Here is an 18812-nt window from a genome sequence, read left to right as displayed (position 1 = left end):
CGGTTAGGCTTGCGGCGCCCCCACTGCCGAGCCATGCGTTTTCCGATGAACGAGTCCCGCAGCAGTATCGTTTTCGCCACGCCCGACCTTCCCCTACGCGACGACGTGCGTCGCCTCGGCGCCCTGGTGGGCGACCTGCTCGCCGAACAGGTCTCGGCGCAGTTCCTGGACGAGATCGAACGCATCCGCACCACCGCGATCGCCCGCCGTGAGCGTGCCGCGCCGCTGTCCTCGCTGAGCGAGCAACTCGCCGGCCGCGCACCGCGCGACGCCGAAGCGCTGGTGCGCGCCTTCAGCACCTACTTCCAGGTGGTCAACATCGCCGAGCGCGTGCACCGCATCCGCCGCCGCCGCGACTACCAGCGCAGCAGTGCCGATACGCCGCAGCCGGACGGTCTGCACGACGCCTTGCGCCGGCTCAAGGCGCAGGGCGTCGGCATCGAGGAGCTGCGCGACTGGCTGCCGCGCATCGACGTGGAGCCGGTGTTCACCGCGCACCCGACCGAGGCGGTGCGGCGTGCGCTGCTGGAGAAGGAACAGCTGATGGTGGCCAGCCTGGTCGACAACCTCGACGGCCTGCGCACCCCGGGCGAGCGCGCCACCGACGCGGCGCGTTTCCGCATGGCGCTGACCGCCTCGTGGCAGACCGCCGATTCCTCGCCGGTGCGTCCCACCGTGGAGGACGAGCGCGAGCACGTCGGCTTCTACCTGACCCAGGTGCTGTACCGGGTGATCCCGGTGATGTACGAGACCCTGGAGCACGCCATCGAGGAGACCTACGGGCAGGCGCTGACCCTGCCGCGGCTGCTGCGTTTCGGCACCTGGGTCGGCGGCGACATGGACGGCAACCCCAATGTGGATGCCGCCACCATCACCGCCACCCTCGACGCGCAGCGGCGCGCGGTGCTGGAGCGCTATCTGAAGGAGCTGTGGCAACTGGCCAGCCTGCTCAGCCAGTCGACCACCCTGGTCGCGGTCAGCGCACCGCTGCTGGAGCAACTGGAGCGTTACCGGCAGCTGCTGCCGGAGGCCGCCGCGCGCTCGCGGCCGCGCCACGGCGACATGCCCTACCGGTTGCTCAACGATCTGATGCGCGCGCGCCTGCAGGCGACCCTGGACGACGCGCCGGGTGCCTATGCCGCCCCGGCCGAACTGGAAAGCGACCTGCAGTTGATCCTGGACAGCCTGCAGGCCAACAAGGGCCTGCACGCCGGCTGGTTCGCGGTGCGGCGCCTGCTGTGGCGGGTGCGCAGCTTCGGTTTCCACCTGGCGCGGCTGGACGTGCGCCAGGAGTCCAGCGTGCACGCGCGCGCGGTCGCCGCCGCGTTGGACACGCAGGACTGGGACGCGCGGGCGGTGGAGGAGCGCGCGCGTCTGCTCGGTCCTTACGCCGGCGGCGAGCAGACCCTGCCGGCGGCCGATGACGAAGGCAATGCGCGGTTGGACGCGGTGTTCGCCGCGCTCGCCGATGCGCGCGCGCGGCACGGCGCCGACGCGCTGGGCAGCTACATCATCTCGATGGCGCACGACCGCGCCGACGTGCTGACCGTGCTGGCGCTGGCGCGCCGCGGCGGCCTGGTCGATGACGATGGCGCGGTGCCGCTGGACATCGTGCCGCTGTTCGAGACCGTGGACGATCTGCGCGGCGGCACCGCGACCTTGCGTGACCTGTTGGCCGATCCGGTCTACCGCCGCCACCTGGCCGCGCGCGACGACGTGCAGATGGTGATGCTCGGCTATTCCGACAGCGGCAAGGACGGCGGCATCGCCGCTTCGCGCTGGGGCTTGCAGCGCGCGCAGGTGGAACTGCTGGAGGCGGCGGCCGAATTGGGCATCCGCCTGACCTTCTTCCACGGCCGCGGCGGCTCGATCGTGCGCGGCGGCGGCAAGACCACGCGCGCGCTGGAGGCGGCGCCGCGCGGCAGCGTCGACGGACGTCTGCGGGTCACCGAGCAGGGCGAGGTGATCCACCGCAAGTACGGCATCCGCGCACTGGCGCTGCGCTCGCTGGAACAGATGACCGGCGCGGTGCTGCTGTCGAGCCTGCGCCCGCGTGCGGCCGACGCGCGCGAGGACGGCTGGCGGCCGGTGATGGACCTGGTCGCCGAACACAGCAGCCAGGCGTATCGCGGCTTTGTCGGCGATGCCGAGTTCATGCGCTATTTCCGTCTGGCCACGCCGATCGACGTGATCGAGCGCATGACCCTGGGCTCGCGGCCATCGCGGCGGCTTGGCCAGGATGCGGCGCTGTCCAATCTGCGTGCGATTCCCTGGGTGTTCGCCTGGAGCCAGGCGCGCGCGGTGATCCCGGGCTGGTACGGGGTGGGCAGCGGCCTGCAGGCGGCGGTGGACGCCGGCCACGAGGACGCGCTGCGCGCGATGGCGGCCGACTGGCCGTTCTTCCGCACCTTCCTCGACGACATCGCCATGGTCCTGTCCAAGGGCGACCTCAACATCGCCGAGATGTTCTCGCGCCTGTCCGGGCCGCTGCACGAGCGCTTCTTCCCGCGCATCCGCGACGAGCTGGCGCTGACCAAGGGCTGGGTGAAGACGCTGACCGGGCAAACCTCGCTGCTGCAGCACGATCCGCGGCTGGCCTTGTCGATCCGCCTGCGCAACCCCTACATCGACCCGATCAGTGTGCTGCAGGTGGACCTGCTGCAGCGCTGGCGCGCCACCGAGGGCGAGGACGAAGACCTGCTGCGGGCGCTGGTGGCCTGCGTCAACGGCGTCGCCCAGGGCGTGCAGAACACCGGCTGAGGCCAGTGCTTCAAGGTGCCGCCGGTCGATGCCGGCGGCTGCCGACCGCGATCCGCTTGCAAGCGGACAAAATTGTCCGATAATGCCGCGCATGGAAATGCGAGCCGATACCGCCCACCGCCGCCGCTTGTTGCTGGACGCCGCCGACGAGGTGTTCTGCGAGCATGGCGTGTTGGCGCCGTTGGAACTGGTGGTGGAGCGCGCCGGGCTCGGCCGCGCCACGCTGTACCGCCATTTCGCCGACCGCACCGAACTGATGGCGGCCCTGCTGGAACGCGGCCTGGACGGCCTGGAGGGCTGCGCGCGCGAGATCGGCACGCGGCCGGACGGGCTGTTCCTGCTGCTGTACGACGTCGCCGAGCACATCGCGATGTCGGCGCCGCTGGCCGACTATTGGCGGTCGATGCCGCGCGAGCATCCGACGATCGCCGCGGCGCATGCGCGGGCGATGGCGATCCTGCTGCCGTACCTGCAGCGTGCGATCGCCGCCGGCCTGTGCCGTGCCGACCTGGACGACCAGGATCTGGGGTTGGCGATGGACATGCTCGGCGCCTGCCAGCGTGGCAGCGACGAAGCCGAGCGCAAGGCGCTGGCGCAGCGGGGGTGCCGCCTGCTGCGCCACGCCCTGGCCACGCCCGCAGCGGCGGCGGACTTGTGAGCCGCGCTGCCGGCGCTGCGCGGCAGCGCGCCGCGGCGGACACGGGCGCGCCCAGACGGCGCTGGCCGCGGCGGCTGGCACGCGCGCTGGCGATGCTGGCGATCCTTGCCGCCAGCCTGTGGGGCGCGCTGTTCCTGAGCTACCTGCCGCATACCGGCGCCGTGGTGCGCTACGGCTCGGCGCTGCTGTGGGCCGCGCTCGGCGCCGCTGCGCTGTGGGGCCTGCGGCATCCGCGCGAGTACCGCGTACTGCCGCTGTTGTTCGCGGTCGGTTGCGCGGGCATGGCGGTGGGCTGGTCGGCGCTGCAGCCGCAGCAGAACCGCGACTGGGCCGACGATGTCGCGCAACTGCTGCAGCCGCAGGTGGACGGGCACGTGGTGACCCTGCACAACGTGCGCAACTTCGCCTGGCGCAGCGACCACGACTACACCCCGCACTGGGAGACCCGCCGCTACGATCTGGACCGACTGGCCTCGGCGGACCTGGCGCTGTCGTACTGGATGGGGCCGGCGATCGCCCACACCCTGGTCTCGTTCGGCTTCGACGACGGCCGTCGCGTGGTGTTCTCGCTGGAGATCCGCAAGGAGCGCGGCGAGGCGTTCTCGGCGCTGGCCGGATTCTTCCGCAATTTCGAGCAGGTGATGGTGGCTGCCGACGAGCGCGACATTCTGGCGGTGCGCAGCAACGTGCGCGGCGAGGACGTGTACCTGTATCGGCTCAACCTCTCGCGCGCGCAACTGCGCCAGCTGTTCCTGGGCTACGTGGCGCGGGCGCAGCAATTGCAGCGCACGCCGCGGTTCTACAACACCGCCACCAGCAACTGCACCACCATCGTGTTCGAACTGGCGCGCAAGCTCGATCCCGCGCTGCCGCTCGACGTCCGCCTGCTGCTGTCCGGCTACCTGCCTTCCTACGTCTACGCGCAGCACGGCTTCATGCCCGGCTACAGCCTGGCCACGCTGCGCGCGCGCGGCCGTATCGGCGAACGCGCGCGGGTTGCGGGCGCTGACGCCGACTTCTCCACGCGCATTCGCGCCGGCATTCCCGGCGACGATCCCGCGGCCACGCCATGACCCTGCGCACACGTCTTGCCTGGTGCGCCGGCACCGGGCTGCTGGCTGCCGCGCTGCTGCTCGGCACCGGCTGCGCGATGGTCAGCGTGCAGTCGCGCAGCGCCGCCGACTACATCGCGACCCAGCGTGGCGACGTCCTCAGCACCGGCGAGCTCAGCGACGCCAGCCTGGAGACGCTGCGCGTGCTCGCGCTCGATCCCAAGACTTGCGAGGCGGACGTTGCGGCCTGCGCCACGCAGCTGCGCGCATTGCAGGGGCTGGACCAGGAGCGGCGGCTGGCGACCCTGTCGGAGCTGTGGGTGCATGCGGCCAATGTGCGCACGCCGCGGCAGGCGAGGGCGCTGGACGATGCGACGCTGCAGGCCTGGCTGGAGGCGGCTCGCTACGCTTATGCCTACCTGTTCTACACCCAGCGTCCGGCCAGCGCGCGCGCATTCGAGGACCGGCAGACCCAGGTGCGCGACTATTACAACTACGCGGTGCAGCAGGTGGTCGGCGAGCTGTTCCTGCGCTGGCGCGCCGGTAGCGCCAGCGGCGAGCTGCACGACGACGACATGCTGCGCACGGCTGGCTGGCAGGTGCGCGCGGACATGGGCAGTTTCCGCCTGCCCGGCGGGGTGGCGCGGCCGGACGCGATGCTGCCGGCGTCGACGCTGCGCTTCGATGGCCTGCGCAGCACCTACCGGCGCGACGGCTTCGGCGCCGAGCTGGTCGCGGAGATCGCACCGTCCAAGGTCGGCGACCCGACCGCGGCAACCGCCGCCAAGACCGCGCCGGACCCGCACGCGCCGGCCTTCAGCGAGATGCCGTATGCGCCGACCACGGTGCTGCTGCGCTTCGACGGCGACAGCCTGGCGCAGGTGCTCGACACCCGCAGCGTGGTGGTGGCGCCCTACGATCCGTATCGCGACGGCGAGGTCGAGGTGCACGGCCAACGCCTGCCGCTGGCGGCCAACTTCACCGCCGCCTACGGCCTGTGGCTGGCCCGTGCCGGCTTCGCGCGGCAGTCGCTGCGCTCGATGCTCGGCCGCGAGGATGGCATCGAGCAGCCGCATCTGTACCTGATGCAGCCGTACGATCCGGACCGGCGCATCATCCTGATGCTGCACGGCCTGGCCAGCAGTCCGGAAGCCTGGGTCAACGTCGCCAACGAGTTGATGGGCGACGAGCAGCTGCGCCGCCACTACCAGATCTGGCAGGTCTATTACCCGACCAACATGCCGATCGCCTGGAACCGTACGCAGATCGATGCGTTACTGCAGCAGACCTTGCGCCATTTCGATCCGCAGGGGCAGGCGCCGGCCTCGCAGCACATGGTGCTGATCGGCCACAGCATGGGCGGGGTGATCGGGCGCCTGTTGGTCAGCGACTCCGGCGACACGCTGTGGAACGAGCTGATCGGCGCACGCGGCGACCGCCGCCCGCTGGATCCGCAGGCGCTGGCGCAGTTGCAGCCGCTGCTGCGCTTCGCGCCGTTGCCGGAGGTGGACCGCGCCATCTTCATCGCCGCGCCGCAACGCGGCACCACCTTCGCCGAAGGCCGCCTCGGGCGGCTGGCCGGGCGCCTGGTACGCCTGCCGGTGACGCTGTTCGATCGCTTGAACACCTTGCTGCAGGGGATCGACGGCCCCGATGGCGCGCCGGTGCGCGTGCCCAACAGCATCGACAACCTGCGCGACACCGATCCGTTCGTGCGCGCGGCGGCGGACCTGCCGATCGCGCCGGCGGTGCGCTACCACACCATCATCGCCCGCCGCGATCCGGCGGTGCCGCTGGCCGACTCCGATGACGGGCTGGTGCCGTACCGCAGCGCACATCTGCCGGGCGCGGTCTCCGAACTGGTGATCACCTCGGGCCACAGCGTGCAGGAGACGCCGCAGGCCATCCTGGAGATCCGCCGCATCCTGCACGCGCAGTTGCAGGTCGACGCCGCCGCGACGCCGCGCTGAGGACACCGCGGCGCAGCCGCGCCCAGCGTCTCGGAGCGCGTCGGCGGCATTGCGTCGCGCACCGCACCCACCGAGAGGCGGGCGACGCATCCCTGCAGCCAGCTCCACGCAACTCGGATAGACGCGCCCAACGCGTCGCGCTCGCCTTGGCGCCACGCCCCGTAGCGCCGCGCCGTGCATCGTCGCGGTTGTGCCGAATTCCGCGGGAAATGCGTCGGATCGATGGCCGATGGTGGTGGGTGACATCGTTGTCATCAAATTGCAGCCGCGCCCGCCAACAATGCGCGCCGCCGTGAACACGATCACGGCCTCTCTCCCCACCATGCCCGGCCTGCGGAACATTCCGTTGGCCGCGCCTACGCTCGGATTCTTCATGTCGCACTCGATCCATCTTCCCAAACGCCTGTCATGGGCGATCGCCGCAGCGTTGCTCGGTGTCGCGCCGATGGCCTTGGCCCAGGCGCAGGATGCGCAGGAGACGCAGAACCCCGCGTCCGACGCCAGCGCCAAGACCCTGGACAAGATCACCGTCGCCGTCACCCGCTACAACGCCGCGGACATGCAGATGGCGGCCACCAACACGGCCAACGTGCTGTCGGCCGAAGACCTGAAGTACACCGCCGTGCACAACATCGCCGAGGCGCTGGGCCTGCTGCCGGGCGTCAACGTGGTCAACACCGGGCAGTCGTACTTCGGCGGCGTCGACGGCGCCGCGCGCGGCGAGGGCATGTTCGCCTCGGTGCGCGGCCTCAACGCCGAGTACAACGTCAACCTGATCAACGGCGTCAACGTCGCCCAGGGCCTGCCCTACAGCCGCAGCGTGCAACTGAGCCTGCTGCCGCCGTCGGGCCTGCAGACCATCGTGTTGAACAAGACCTCCACCGCGGCGATGGACGGCGACGCGATCGGCGGCACCATCGACTACCGCACCCCCAGCGGCTTCGACTACAGCGAGGCGATGGGCGGCAGCGTCACCGCCAGCGGGCGCATGGAAAGCCGTGCGCGCGACTACGGCGACAGCGGCCTGGGCGAGGGCGCATCCGGCGAGTTCCACGCCAAGTTCGGCGCCGACAACCAGTTCGGCATCTACACCAGCGCGTACTACGACGAGCGCCACTACGTGAACAGCGAAGTGGCCAACGCCGCCGCCTCGCGCGGCGACTGGTCGGGCAAGTACTTCTCGCGTACCACCGCCAGCGGCCAGCCGGCGCCCGGCTACGATCCGCAGGACCTGCTGATGGCCACCGGCGCCAACATCGGCTATTCCGCCGGCGACACCAAGCGCTACGGCGGCAACGTGTCCTTCGACTGGCACGTCGACCCGAGCCTGCAACTGTACGCACGCGCCACCTACGCCTACGCCAAGACCGAGCAGAACACCGGTTATACGCAGCTGGTGCCGGCCAACGTGAGCCTGGTGCAGATCGGCACCACCGGCGTGTACCAGCCGCAGATCAACCGCGTGGCGGTGCGCTACTGGTACGAGACCAACCCGGAAGTGGCGGACCTGGCCACCTTCCAGTTCGGCGCCGACAAGCAACTGGGCAACTGGACGCTGTCGCCGAACCTGTTCTACAGCTACGGCGACAACGATCGTCCGGACCACGTGGAAATTTCCGCGCGCGTGGACCAGTACGCTTCGACCCAGTTCCCGTACGGCGGCGCCAACACCTTCTCCGGCTACGACAGCGAAGGCTTCCCCAAGCCGCTGCTGACCCCGGCGATCCAGGCCCAGGCCAGCGACATCGGCGGCCTGTATGCGCGCCGCTACGGCCAGTTGACCAAGTCCTACAGCGGCCAGACCAAGGGCGGCGCCAAGTTCGACGTGCGCTACGACTTCGACCAGGGCGCGCTGAGCAACATCCAGTTCGGCGTGAAGTACGTCGACAGCTCCCGCGACTTCACCTCGCGCGACTGGACCAACAGCAAGTTCACCGACGGCACGCTGCTGCGCGACACGGGCCTGGTGGTCGGCCAGTACGATTCGGTGTACCCGGGCAAGTACGCGTGGCCGACGGTCAAGCTCAGCAACGGCGGGTTGAAGGCGATGATCGCCCAGCACCTGACCGCGGCCAGCTTCGACACCTGCGGCAGCCTGGCGATCAACAACCAGAACTGCGCGACCATGCGCGGCGACGAGGCGGTCACCTCGGCGTATGCGATGGCCACCTTCCGCAGCGGCGACCTGGAAGTGATCCCGGGCGTGCGCTTCGAGCACACCAGCATCCGCAACACTTTCTGGACCATGCCCGAAGACGCCAACGGCAACGAACTGCCCGGCTTCTTCAGCAGCAACCGCACCAGCTACGACGTGCCGCTGCCGAGCGTGTTCCTGAACTACCGTCCGGGCGCCGGCAATGCGGTGTACCGCGCCTCGGTGTGGACCAGCTACACCCGGCCGGCGCTGGTGCAGCTCGGCGGCGGCGCCAACTACGACGTCTCCAGCGACGGCACCACGGTCATCACCGAGGGCAACCCGGACCTGAAGCCGATCAAGTCGCTCAACGTGGACCTGTCCGGCGAGTGGGACAACGGCCATGGCGGCCACGCCATGCTGGCCGGCTACTACAAGCGTCTGACCGACTACATCTACGAGAGCGGCTCGGATCCGGCCAACGCCGGCAGCAGCGCCGGCGCCGGCAACGTGCGCTATGTGCGTCCGCAGAACGGCGGCGACGGCAAGGTGCTGGGCTTCGAAGCCGCGGTGCGGCAGACCCTGCAGGGCATGCCGGCTCCGCTGGACGGCTTCGGCATCGGCGCCAACCTCACTCGCCAGACCACCCGCGTGGACCTGGGCATGGACGGCTTCCACGACGAGCGCATCCAGAACGCGCCGGACCTGATGGCCAACGCCGAACTGTTCTACGAGAAGGGTCCGCTGTCGGTGAACCTGGCCTACCACTACTCCGGCGAATACGTCTCGGTGTACGACTACTACAACCGCGGCGCGACCTGGGACGACCTGTGGGTCAAGCCAATCACCCGCGTGGACCTGCACGTCGGCTACACCTTCAACGAGCACCTGCGCGCCGACCTGTCGGTGGCCAACCTCACCAATCGCCTGAGCTACTGGGCGCACGTGGGCCGCAACAGCACCGCGATCTCCGACATCGTCGATGCCGGCCGCACTGCGTTGTTGAACGTGAAGTACACGTTCTGAAGCGGGCGCTTGCGCATGCTGGACGTCCCCGCCCGCCGCACGGCCTTGTGCCGCGCGGCGGGTGGGGCGTTGTGTGCAGCGCGCTGCTGCTCGTCTGGCTGGCGCTGATTGGCCTGCCGGGAGCGGCCAGCGCGGCAGCGGCACCGGCGACAGTGCCGATCGACAACTTGCGCCTGGACCAGGTACAACTGCTCGGCTCACACAACAGCTATCGACCGGTGCCCACCGCACAGATGCGGCGGCGTCTGCAGGCGCATGACGCCGCCGAATGGCCGGCACTGGCCTATGGCCATCCTTCGCTGCAGGCCCAGCTCGCGCTGGGGCTGCGGCAACTCGAACTCGACGTGGCCGCCGATCCGCACGGCGGCCTGTATGCCGCGCCGTATGCGCGCGCAGATGCCGCGACCCGCGCGAGAATGCGCGCACCCGGCGCCAAGGTCTTGCACCAGCCGGGCCTGGACTACGCCAGCCATTGCCTGCGCTTCCGCGACTGCCTGGCGATCCTTGCCGCCTGGTCGCGCGCGCACCCGCGGCATGCGCCGCTGGTGGTGCTGGTCAACGCGGTGGATTTCGATCCGGTGCCGGGCCTGTGGCCGCACTGTGCCGCCTTCGATGCCAACGATCTGGACGCGCTGGACCGCGACATCATCGAGGTGGTCGGGCGCGCACGCCTGATCGTGCCCGACGATGTGCGCGGCGCCGCGCCGAGCCTGCGCGACGCGGTGCTGGCGCATGCCTGGCCGAGCGTGGCACAGGCGCGTGGCCGCATGCTGTTCGTGCTCGACGGCAATCCGCGGCACGAGGCGCTGTATCGACAGGAGCATCCATCGCTGCGCGGACGCATGATGTTCGGTTGGTATGCGCCGGACCAGCCGGAGGCGGCGGTGCTGTCGATCGAGGATCCGCTGGCCGAGGCGTCGCGGATCCGCGCGCTGGTCGCGCAGGGCTTCGTGGTGCGCACCCGCGCCGATGCCGAAGGCCGCGAAGCACGTGCGCACGACCGGCGCCGTGCGCAGGCGGCGCTGGATGCCGGCGCGCAGTGGATCAGTACCGATTACTACGCCGGCGCGCCGGATCCGCAGCGGCTGCACTACTGGCTCGGCATCGCCACGGGCCTGCGCTGCGACCGGGTCACCGCTGACTGCGGCGCGACCGCGCCATGAGATTTTCCATCTTGGGAACGACGATGAAGACAGGCTTGTGCTGGATGTTGTGGGGCGCGCTGGTGGTGGCGACACTGGGCGCGCAGGCGCGGCGGGCGCCGAAGCCCGCGCCCGCGCTGCAGGTGGAAAAGGTGTGGATGCTGTTCCGCCATGGCGTACGCGCACCGCTGCCGGGCGAGGCTGCGGCTGCCGCGCTGGCGCCGCAGCCCTGGCCGGTATGGGACACGCCGCCGAGCCTGCTTACCGCGCATGGCCGCACCGCAGTGGAGCGCAGCGGCGACTACACCCGGCAATGGCTGCTGCGCGATGGCGTGCTGCCGGCCCAGGGCTGCCCCGCCGACGGGGCGGTCAGCATCTACGCCAACACCGACCAGCGCACCATCGTCAGCGCGCAGTTGCTCGCCGATACCCTCGCGCCCGGCTGCCATCTGCAGGCCGGCCATCAGACCGAAGGCAGCGACGACCCGCTGTTCCGCCCGGTGGAAGCCGGCGCGGTGGAGTTCGATGCCGCCGCCGCGGTGGCCTCGATCCAGCGGCAGACCGGTGGGCCGGGCGCGGTGCTGGCACCGTATGCACGCGAACTGCGGACCATGCAGGAGATCCTTGGCTGTGCCGACACCTGCGACTTCGTGCACATGCCGTCGTCGCTGACCCCGGGCGGGAACGGACGCAGCCTGGCCCTGCACGGACCGCTGGACCTGACCTCGGGCACGGCCGAGGTGTTCATCCTGCAATACGCGGAAGGCATGCCGCTGGACCAGGTTGGCTGGGGCCGCGCGACCCCGGCGCGCATCGCTGCGGTGTCGCGCCTGCATGCCTTGCTGTTCGAGATCTATGCGCGGCCGCAGTACATGGCCGCGCGCGCGGGCGCGCCGATGGCGCACCGCCTGCTGGACACGCTGGGCACGGCCGATGCGCCGCGGCTGAGCGTGCTGGTCGCCAGCGACACCCACATCGCCGCGCTCAGCGGCCTGCTCGACCTGCACTTCCATCTGCCCGGCTTCGGCCGCGACGACGCGCCCCCGGGCGGCGCGTTGGTGGTGGAGCAGGTGCGCGACGCACGCAACGGCCAGCGCTACGTGCGCGTGCGCTACCAGGCGCAGTCGCTGGACCAGCTGCGCGCACTGACCCCGCTGAGCCTGCGCCATCCGCCGCTGCTGCAGACCCTGCAGATTCCGGGTTGCAGCGACCCAGCGACCGGGCTGTGCCCGCTGCCAACATTCCAGTCATTGCTGCAGGCCGCGCTGCAGCGGCGCGGCTGAGCCGGCTCGACGCTCTTTTTTGCTTTGCTCGTCGTAGGAGCGGCTTCAGCCGCGACAGGCCTTCCCCGGAACGCCCGTCGCGGCTGAAGCCGCTCCTACGCGAAGACGTTCCGGCTGCGGGATGCGCTCCTGGCCAAATCCCATTCCCCAAACGCAGAACGGGCCGCAGTGCGGCCCGTTCCGTGTCGCAAGCGCGGCAGGCCGGCTTACTTCAGCTTGGCGTCCGCGCGCAGTGCCTCGGCGCGGTCGGTCTTCTCCCACGAGAACGCGGTGGCCTGGTGCTGGGCGCCGGTGCCGTCGGTGTAGGTGAAGGCCTTCGGGGTGCGGCCGAAATGGCCGTACGAGGCGGTCTGCTGGTACATCGGGTGGATCAGGTCGAGCATCTGGATGATGCCGAACGGACGCAGGTCGAAATGCTTGCGGATCAGCTTCTCGATCTTGTCGTCGGCGATCTTGCCGGTGCCGAAGGTGGTGACCGAGATCGAGGTCGGCTCGGCCACACCGATGGCGTAGGAGACCTGCACTTCGCAACGGTCGGCCAGACCGGCGGCGACCACGTTCTTGGCGACGTAACGCGCGGCGTAGGCGGCCGAGCGGTCGACCTTGGACGGATCCTTGCCGGAGAACGCGCCGCCGCCGTGGCGCGCCCAGCCGCCGTAGGTGTCGACGATGATCTTGCGCCCGGTCAGGCCGCAGTCGCCCACCGGCCCGCCGATGACGAACTTGCCGGTCGGGTTGATGTGGAACTTGGTGCCCTTGTGCAGCCACTTGGCCGGCAGCACCGGCTTGAGGATTTCCTCGCGCACGGCTTCGACCAGGTGCTTCTGCTTGATGTCCGGGTCGTGCTGGGTGGACAGCACCACCGCGTCGATGGCGGTCGCCACGCCGTCTTCGTAGCGCAGGGTGACCTGGCTCTTGGCGTCCGGGCGCAGCCACGCCAGCGGCGAGTTCTTCTTCTTGCGCACCTTGGCCTGCTGTTCGACCAGGCGGTGCGACAGGTGGATGGCGGCCGGCATGAAGCTGTCGGTCTCGCGGGTGGCGTAGCCGAACATCAGGCCCTGGTCGCCGGCGCCCTGTTCTTCCGGCTTCTTGCGGTCCACGCCCTGGTTGATGTCCGGCGACTGCTTGCCGATCAGGTTGAGCACGCCGCAGGTCTCGCCGTCGAAGCCGACGTCGGAGCTGTTGTAGCCGATGTCCAGGATCACCTTGCGGGTCAGCGCTTCCAGGTCGATCCAGGCGCTGGTGGTGATTTCGCCGGCGACGATCGCCACGCCGGTCTTGACCAGCGTTTCGCAGGCCACGCGCGCGCGCTTGTCCTGGGTCAGGATCGCGTCGAGCACCGCATCGGAGATCTGATCGGCGATCTTGTCCGGGTGGCCTTCGGAGACCGACTCGGAGGTGAAGAGATAGCTGGACATCGCGGCTATATCCTTGTATTCGGATGAAAAGATGGAGGCGAATGATACACGGGCGCCGGGCGGCGTGCATGGTGCCCGGGGCCGACGTTGCCCAAGGTTAACCGGTTGGCGCGCCACGGTGCGTCCGTCACCTTGCCGTAGCCAGATTGCAAGATCGGTGTCGCCGCCGCGGCCGAAGCTGTGCGCAGTCAGCAAGGGGGCTTGCCGTGCTCGCACTCGAACGCCGTCTTCAGGACCGCTACCCGCATTGGTTTGCCGGACGCCGCTCGCGGCTGGTCCGGCCATTGCTGCGCGGCCTGCAGAAATGGTCGGGACTGGACGCGCTGGACGCGTTCCTGGAGGCCAACCGCGACCTGCGCGGGTTCGCCCTGGTCCAGGCCGGACTGGATTTCCTGCAGGCCCGCTACGTGGTCGGGCCGACCGCCGCCGAGTGCATCCCGGCGCGCGGGCGCCTACTGATCGTCGCCAACCACCCCTCCGGCGCGCTGGATGCGCTGGCGCTGCTGGACTGTGTCGGCCAGGTGCGGCGCGACGTGAAGATCGTCGCCAACGATTTCCTGTGGGCGCTGGAAGGGCTGCGCGACCTGCTGCTGCCGGTACGCATCCTCGGCGGTGCGCCGTCGCCGGCCAGCGTGCGGGCGATCGAGCAGGCGCTGGCGCAGGAGCAATGTGTGATCGTGTTCCCGGCAGGTGAAGTCTCGCGGCTGGGCTGGGGCGGCGTCGCCGACGGCCGCTGGCGCCGCGGCTTCCTGCGCTTCGCCCTGCGTAGTGCCGCGCCGGTGTTGCCGGTGCGCATCCATGCGCGCAACTCGGCGCTGTTCTATGGCGCCTCGGCGCTGTTCAAGCCGGCCGGGACTGCGTTGCTGGCGCGGGAGATGTTCGCCCGTCGCGAGCGCCGCATCGCGCTCAGCCTGGGCCGCGCCCGCGCGCTGCCGCAGGACCTGCCCGAAGCCGAGCTGATGCGGCGCCTGCGCAGCGAGCTGTATGCGCTCGGCCGCAGCGGCGGGCAGGCCGCGCCGAGCGAGGAAGCGCTGGTCGCCGCCGAGGACCCGGCGCAACTGGCCGTGGAAGTGGCGAGCCTGCGCAGCCTCGGCCACACCCTGGACGGCAAGCAGATCCGCGTCGGCCGGCTTCGCGCCGGCTCGGCGCTGCTGCGCGAGATCGGCCGCCTGCGCGAGCTGACCTTCCGCGCGGTGGGCGAGGGCACCGGCCGGCGCCTGGACCTGGACGACTACGACACCTGGTACGAACACATCGTGCTGTGGGATGGCGCCGCCACCCGCGTGGTCGGCGCCTACCGCGTCGCCCGCGGCGCGCCGGTGCTGGCCGAGCGCGGCCTGGCCGGCTTCTACACCGCCGAACTGTTCCGCTACGGCGAGGGCATGCTGCCGCGCATCGCCGCGGGCATGGAACTCGGGCGCAGCTTCGTGGTGCCGGACTACTGGGGCAGCCGCAGCATCGACTACCTGTGGCAGGGCATCGGCGCCTATCTGCAAGATCATCCGCAGGTGCGCTACCTGTTCGGCGCGGTGTCGATCAGTGCCGCGTTGCCGCAGCAGGCACGCGAGCAGATCGTGGCCTACTACGCGCGTTACTACGGCGACGCCAGCGGCGAAGCCGCCTCGGCGCGGCCGTTCCCGTACCCGGAAGCGCCGCCGGCGTTCGACGAACTGGACGCCGACACCGCCTTCAAGGTGCTCAAGGGCAACCTCGACGCGCTGGGCGCGGCGGTGCCGATGCTCTACAAGCAGTACACCGATCTGTGCGAACCCGGCGGCGCGCGCTTCCTCGCCTTCGGCGTGGATCCGGCGTTCAACGACGCCGTCGACGGCCTGATCGAGCTGGACCTGCAGCGCATCCGCAGCAAGAAGCGCGCGCGCTACCTCGAACGTCCCCGCAACGAAGCAGAGGTGGTGGCATGAATCCGGTCAGCAGCCTGTCGCCGCGCCGCGCGGTGTTCGTCTCCGACGTGCACCTGGGTGCGCCGCATTGCCATGCACGCGAACTGGCCGATTTCCTCGGCGGCCTACGCTGCGAACAGTTGTACCTGGTCGGCGACATCGTCGACTTCTGGTGGATGGCGCAACGCCGCGCGGTGTGGAGCGCGGCGCACCAGCGCGTGATCGATGCACTGCATGCGCTGGCCCGTGGCGGCACCGAGCTGATCTACGTGCCCGGCAACCACGACCGGCCGATCCGCCGCTTCTGCGGGCTGGCGCTGCCGGCGATGCAGGTGCGCCGGCGCGCGGTGCACGCCACCGCCGACGGACGCCGCCTGCTGGTGGTGCACGGCGACGACTACGACAGCGTGACCCAGTTCGGCGGCCTGCAGGAGAAGTTCGGCGACTGGCTGTACTACCGCATCCTCACCGGCAACCAGCTGACCAACCGCGTGCGCCGCCGCCTGGGCATGCGCTACTGGTCGCTGGCCGACTACCTGAAGCGGCAGAGCAGCGCGGCCGAGCGCTACATCGAGCGCTTCGTCACTGCCGGCCTGGACGACGCGCGCCGTCGCGGTCTGGACGGGGTGATTTGCGGCCATGTGCACCGCGCCGGCCTGTTCGAACGCGATGGCCTGGTCTACGCCAACGACGGCGACTGGGTCGAAAGCCTCACCGCGCTCGCCGAGGAGGCCGACGGCACGCTGCGCCTGCTCTCGCATCGCGGCGACGTGCTGCGCGAACTGCCGCCGCGCCTGCGGCTGGTGCAGGAGAACGCCTGGCCGCGCGCGGCCTGAGGCGGACGGTTCGCGCGCGGCTACGCTGCGCCGCTCTCTGCGGAGTTTCTGAGCACGTCGTGGACTGCGCATGCCGCAACCACGGTGCGGGTCGACTGGACGCAGCGCTGCCACAGTGGCACTGGACGGCGGCGTAGAACTCGGCGTGACGTCCATTCCATGATGATCGACGTGGTGCGGATAGCACCGCGGTGTGCGCTTGCCCGGCCTCCAGCGCATCGGGTCTACTGCGTTGCGATGGAGCGATACGCCCGGGCAGGAGCACATGGCCGCCGCGCCCGGTTGTCGCCCCGGGCCATATCGCTGCGGCGCATCTGCGCCGCATCCCGATCAGTTCTGGAGCCGTGGAGCACGTGAAACCAGGGAAGGCAGTGTGCGGCCGGTCGCTGCGATCCGCATGGACGTGGTCGAGCCCGATCTGGTCGGCGTCTTGCAGCACGACCCTCCAGGCCCAGGCCACCACTGCACGCGCGTGGCAGCGGGCACGCGTCCGAGCGGCGTGCCTGGGCGTCCTGCTCGCGGCGTGCGGGACAGCGATCGCGCAGAACACGGTCTACGGCTGCACCGATGCCGAGGCACCGCGCAAACTCCCGGATGCGATGCTGTGCCTGCAGCAGGCCGGCCTGTCGACCTTGCACACAACCGGTGGCACGCGGATGGACGCGCTGTTCGCACGGGCCAAGGAACAGCTCGACGGCGGCCGCTTCGACGCCGCCGAGCAGGCGCTGGACTGCGCCGAGGCCAATATCGGCGATGCCGGCGACGCGCGATTGCGCTACGAACTCACGCGCCGCCGCGGCATTCTCGATTTCCGTCGCGAACGCCTGCCGCAGGCGCTGGCGCGCTTCGAGTGCGCGGCCACGCTGTCCCGCTCGCTGCACGACCGCGTGGGGCAGGCGCGCGATCTGAACAACGTCGGTGCGGCGCTGCGCCGGCTCGGCGATTTCCGCGGCGCCCTGCGCAACCTGACGCTAAGCCTGGACCTGCAGCGTGCGCACGGCGCAGTAGCGGCGTCGGTGCTCACCAATATTGCCGACGTCTATCGCGAACTGCGCGAGTCCGACACCGCGATGCGCTACTACCGCGATGCGCTGGCCGCCAACCGCGCGCAGGGCGACGCCATCGAGGCCGCGCACGTGCAGGAAACCATGGCCGAGCTGGCGCTCGACAGCGGCGACACGCCGCAAGCGCTGGCCTGGTTGCAGGAGGCCCTGGCCGTGTACCGCGCGCAGGGCCGCCGGGTGTACGAGTTGCGTGTCCACGACGGCCTGATCCGTGCGGCGCTGGCGCTTGGCGATGTGGCGCAGGCGCAACGCTGGAGTTCCAGTGCGCTGGCGCTCGCCGAGGCGTGGGCGCTGCCGCTGCCATCGGCACTGCAGCTGCAACTGGCGCGGACGGCCCGGCTCGAAGGCAATGCCGCTGCGGCCGCGGCACGCCTGCGCGAGGCGCTGGCCGCGGCCGCCGGCGGCGATCCGGTGCGGGTGCCACTGCTGGAGGAACTGGCACGGCTGCAGGAAAGCAGTGGCGACACGGTGGCCGCCATCGCCACCCTGCGGCGCGCGAACGCAGAAGCCGCCGCGTTGGTGCGCGCGCAGCACGATCGCCAACTGGACTGGTTGCGGATCCGCTTCGACACCGCCGAAAAGCAGCGCACCATCGACGCCCTGCAAAGCGAAAACCGCCTGCGTCAGGCCCAGCTGCGCCAACGCACGCTGCTGCTGTGGCTGGCGCTGGTGTCCGGCGTCGCCGCCGCGCTCGGTGTCTGGCTGTGGCTGCAGCGTCGCCGGCAGCGCGAACGTGTGCTGCAGGCCGCCCAGCGTGTTCGCCATGAGGAGCAACTCGCCCGTTATCGGCGCGAGGCCGATGCGCTGGCCGAGGATCGCAGCCTGCTGCAGACCTTGCTCGATAGCCGCGAGGATGCGCTGTGCCTGCTCGATGCCGAAGGCCAGGTCCTGGCCGCCAATCGTGCCGGCCGCCTGCTGCTTGGCGGCACGGACGCCGCCGAACCGGTAGGGCAGGCGGTGTTCGCCTGCGTTGCCGAACGCGACCGTCCGGCGTTGCAGGCGGCGCTGGAGCGTATGGAGGACAGCGCCGCGCAGCGCCTCGAGGTCGTGGCGCGGCACGGCACACCGCTCGCCGTTACCCTCGCACCCTGGCGGGGCGGCGATGGCCTGGTCGTCCTCGCCCTGCAGGAACGCGACACTGACGCGGCGTCGGACACCGCGCAGGCCGAGCACACGCAACAGGAAGCCGCTGCGCCTGCGTTGCGCGATGCCTTCCGACGCGCGCTGGTCGACTTGATGCTCGCGGTCATCGACACCTGGGAGCGCACCACGGCGACCGGCCGGCTGGAGTTGGCCGAGCGCAGCCGGATCTGGCGCGTGAACATCGACGATGGCCGCCTGCGCGCGCGGGCGATGGAGCGCTACCTGGCGGTCTCCAAGTTGCCCAGCAACCCGCGCTGGCGGGATGTACTGCGCTCGGCCTATTTCGTGCTCGCGCACTGCGAGGGAATCTCGGCAGAGGCGCGCGCCGCGCTGCAGTCGCGGATCGACACGGTGCTTGCCTACACCCGACGGGACGCGCTCGGCTGAGCGTGCCTGGCCGCCCTGCTGGCGACCGTTGGCCGCCC

At 70.4% G+C, this 18812-nt stretch carries 11 protein-coding genes; 10 read left to right on the top strand and 1 reads right to left on the bottom strand.

Features of this window, described 5'->3' with window-relative positions; all coding sequences use genetic code 11:
* The first annotated feature begins 45 nt into the window (after positions 1-45).
* The 7 genes from ppc to GGR64_RS05450 all read left to right on the top strand — a co-directional run bounded on the left by ppc (position 46) and on the right by GGR64_RS05450 (position 12025).
* Positions 46-2760 (top strand): phosphoenolpyruvate carboxylase, encoded by a 2715-nt coding sequence (gene ppc, locus GGR64_RS05480; protein ID WP_184644448.1) that lies wholly within the window; start codon positions 46-48, stop codon positions 2758-2760.
* An 82-nt stretch (positions 2761-2842) separates the two neighbouring features.
* Positions 2843-3418 carry a TetR/AcrR family transcriptional regulator gene (locus tag GGR64_RS05475; protein WP_160966677.1) on the top strand — a complete coding sequence of 192 codons (576 nt, stop codon included), beginning with the start codon at positions 2843-2845 and terminating at the stop codon, positions 3416-3418.
* Between the two features lie 92 nt (positions 3419-3510).
* Positions 3511-4491 (top strand): DUF4105 domain-containing protein, encoded by a 981-nt coding sequence (locus tag GGR64_RS05470; protein ID WP_160966679.1) that lies wholly within the window; start codon positions 3511-3513, stop codon positions 4489-4491.
* Positions 4488-6440 (top strand): alpha/beta hydrolase, encoded by a 1953-nt coding sequence (locus GGR64_RS05465; RefSeq protein WP_184644446.1) that lies wholly within the window; start codon positions 4488-4490, stop codon positions 6438-6440. The genes GGR64_RS05470 and GGR64_RS05465 overlap by 4 nt, the downstream gene beginning before the upstream one ends.
* Before the next feature lie 373 nt (positions 6441-6813).
* Positions 6814-9600 carry a TonB-dependent receptor gene (locus GGR64_RS05460; RefSeq protein ID WP_184644444.1) on the top strand — a complete coding sequence of 929 codons (2787 nt, stop codon included), beginning with the start codon at positions 6814-6816 and terminating at the stop codon, positions 9598-9600.
* A 71-nt stretch (positions 9601-9671) separates the two neighbouring features.
* Positions 9672-10763 (top strand): Ca2+-dependent phosphoinositide-specific phospholipase C, encoded by a 1092-nt coding sequence (locus GGR64_RS05455; protein WP_326520306.1) that lies wholly within the window; start codon positions 9672-9674, stop codon positions 10761-10763.
* A 23-nt stretch (positions 10764-10786) separates the two neighbouring features.
* Entirely contained in the window at positions 10787-12025 is a 1239-nt protein-coding gene (locus tag GGR64_RS05450) for a histidine-type phosphatase (protein ID WP_260302849.1), read from the top strand.
* Positions 12026-12231: 206 nt separating this feature from the next.
* Here GGR64_RS05450 and metK read toward each other — a convergent pair whose 3' ends face one another.
* On the bottom strand, positions 12232-13443 hold the full coding sequence (gene metK / locus GGR64_RS05445) for a methionine adenosyltransferase (protein ID WP_010342184.1): 1212 nt from the start codon (positions 13441-13443) through the stop codon (positions 12232-12234).
* Between the two features lie 206 nt (positions 13444-13649).
* On the opposite strand from metK, the gene GGR64_RS05440 reads away from it, so the two are divergent.
* The 3 genes from GGR64_RS05440 (at position 13650) to GGR64_RS05430 (ending at position 18774) form a co-directional block, all read left to right on the top strand.
* Entirely contained in the window at positions 13650-15365 is a 1716-nt protein-coding gene (locus tag GGR64_RS05440) for a lysophospholipid acyltransferase family protein (protein ID WP_184644440.1), read from the top strand.
* Positions 15362-16180: a UDP-2,3-diacylglucosamine diphosphatase gene (locus GGR64_RS05435; RefSeq protein WP_160966683.1), complete on the top strand. Its 819-nt coding sequence runs from the start codon at positions 15362-15364 to the stop codon at positions 16178-16180. Before GGR64_RS05440 ends, GGR64_RS05435 begins: the two co-directional genes overlap by 4 nt.
* Positions 16181-16836: 656 nt before the next feature.
* Positions 16837-18774 carry a tetratricopeptide repeat protein gene (locus tag GGR64_RS05430; RefSeq protein ID WP_184644438.1) on the top strand — a complete coding sequence of 646 codons (1938 nt, stop codon included), beginning with the start codon at positions 16837-16839 and terminating at the stop codon, positions 18772-18774.
* Positions 18775-18812: the final 38 nt, after the last annotated feature.

The sequence above is a fragment of the Xanthomonas sp. 3307 genome, assembly GCF_014199735.1.
Lineage (GTDB): Bacteria > Pseudomonadota > Gammaproteobacteria > Xanthomonadales > Xanthomonadaceae > Xanthomonas_A > Xanthomonas_A rydalmerensis.
The sequence above is the reverse complement of the archived record's forward strand: the minus strand, read 5'-3'. Positions and strand labels throughout refer to the sequence as shown.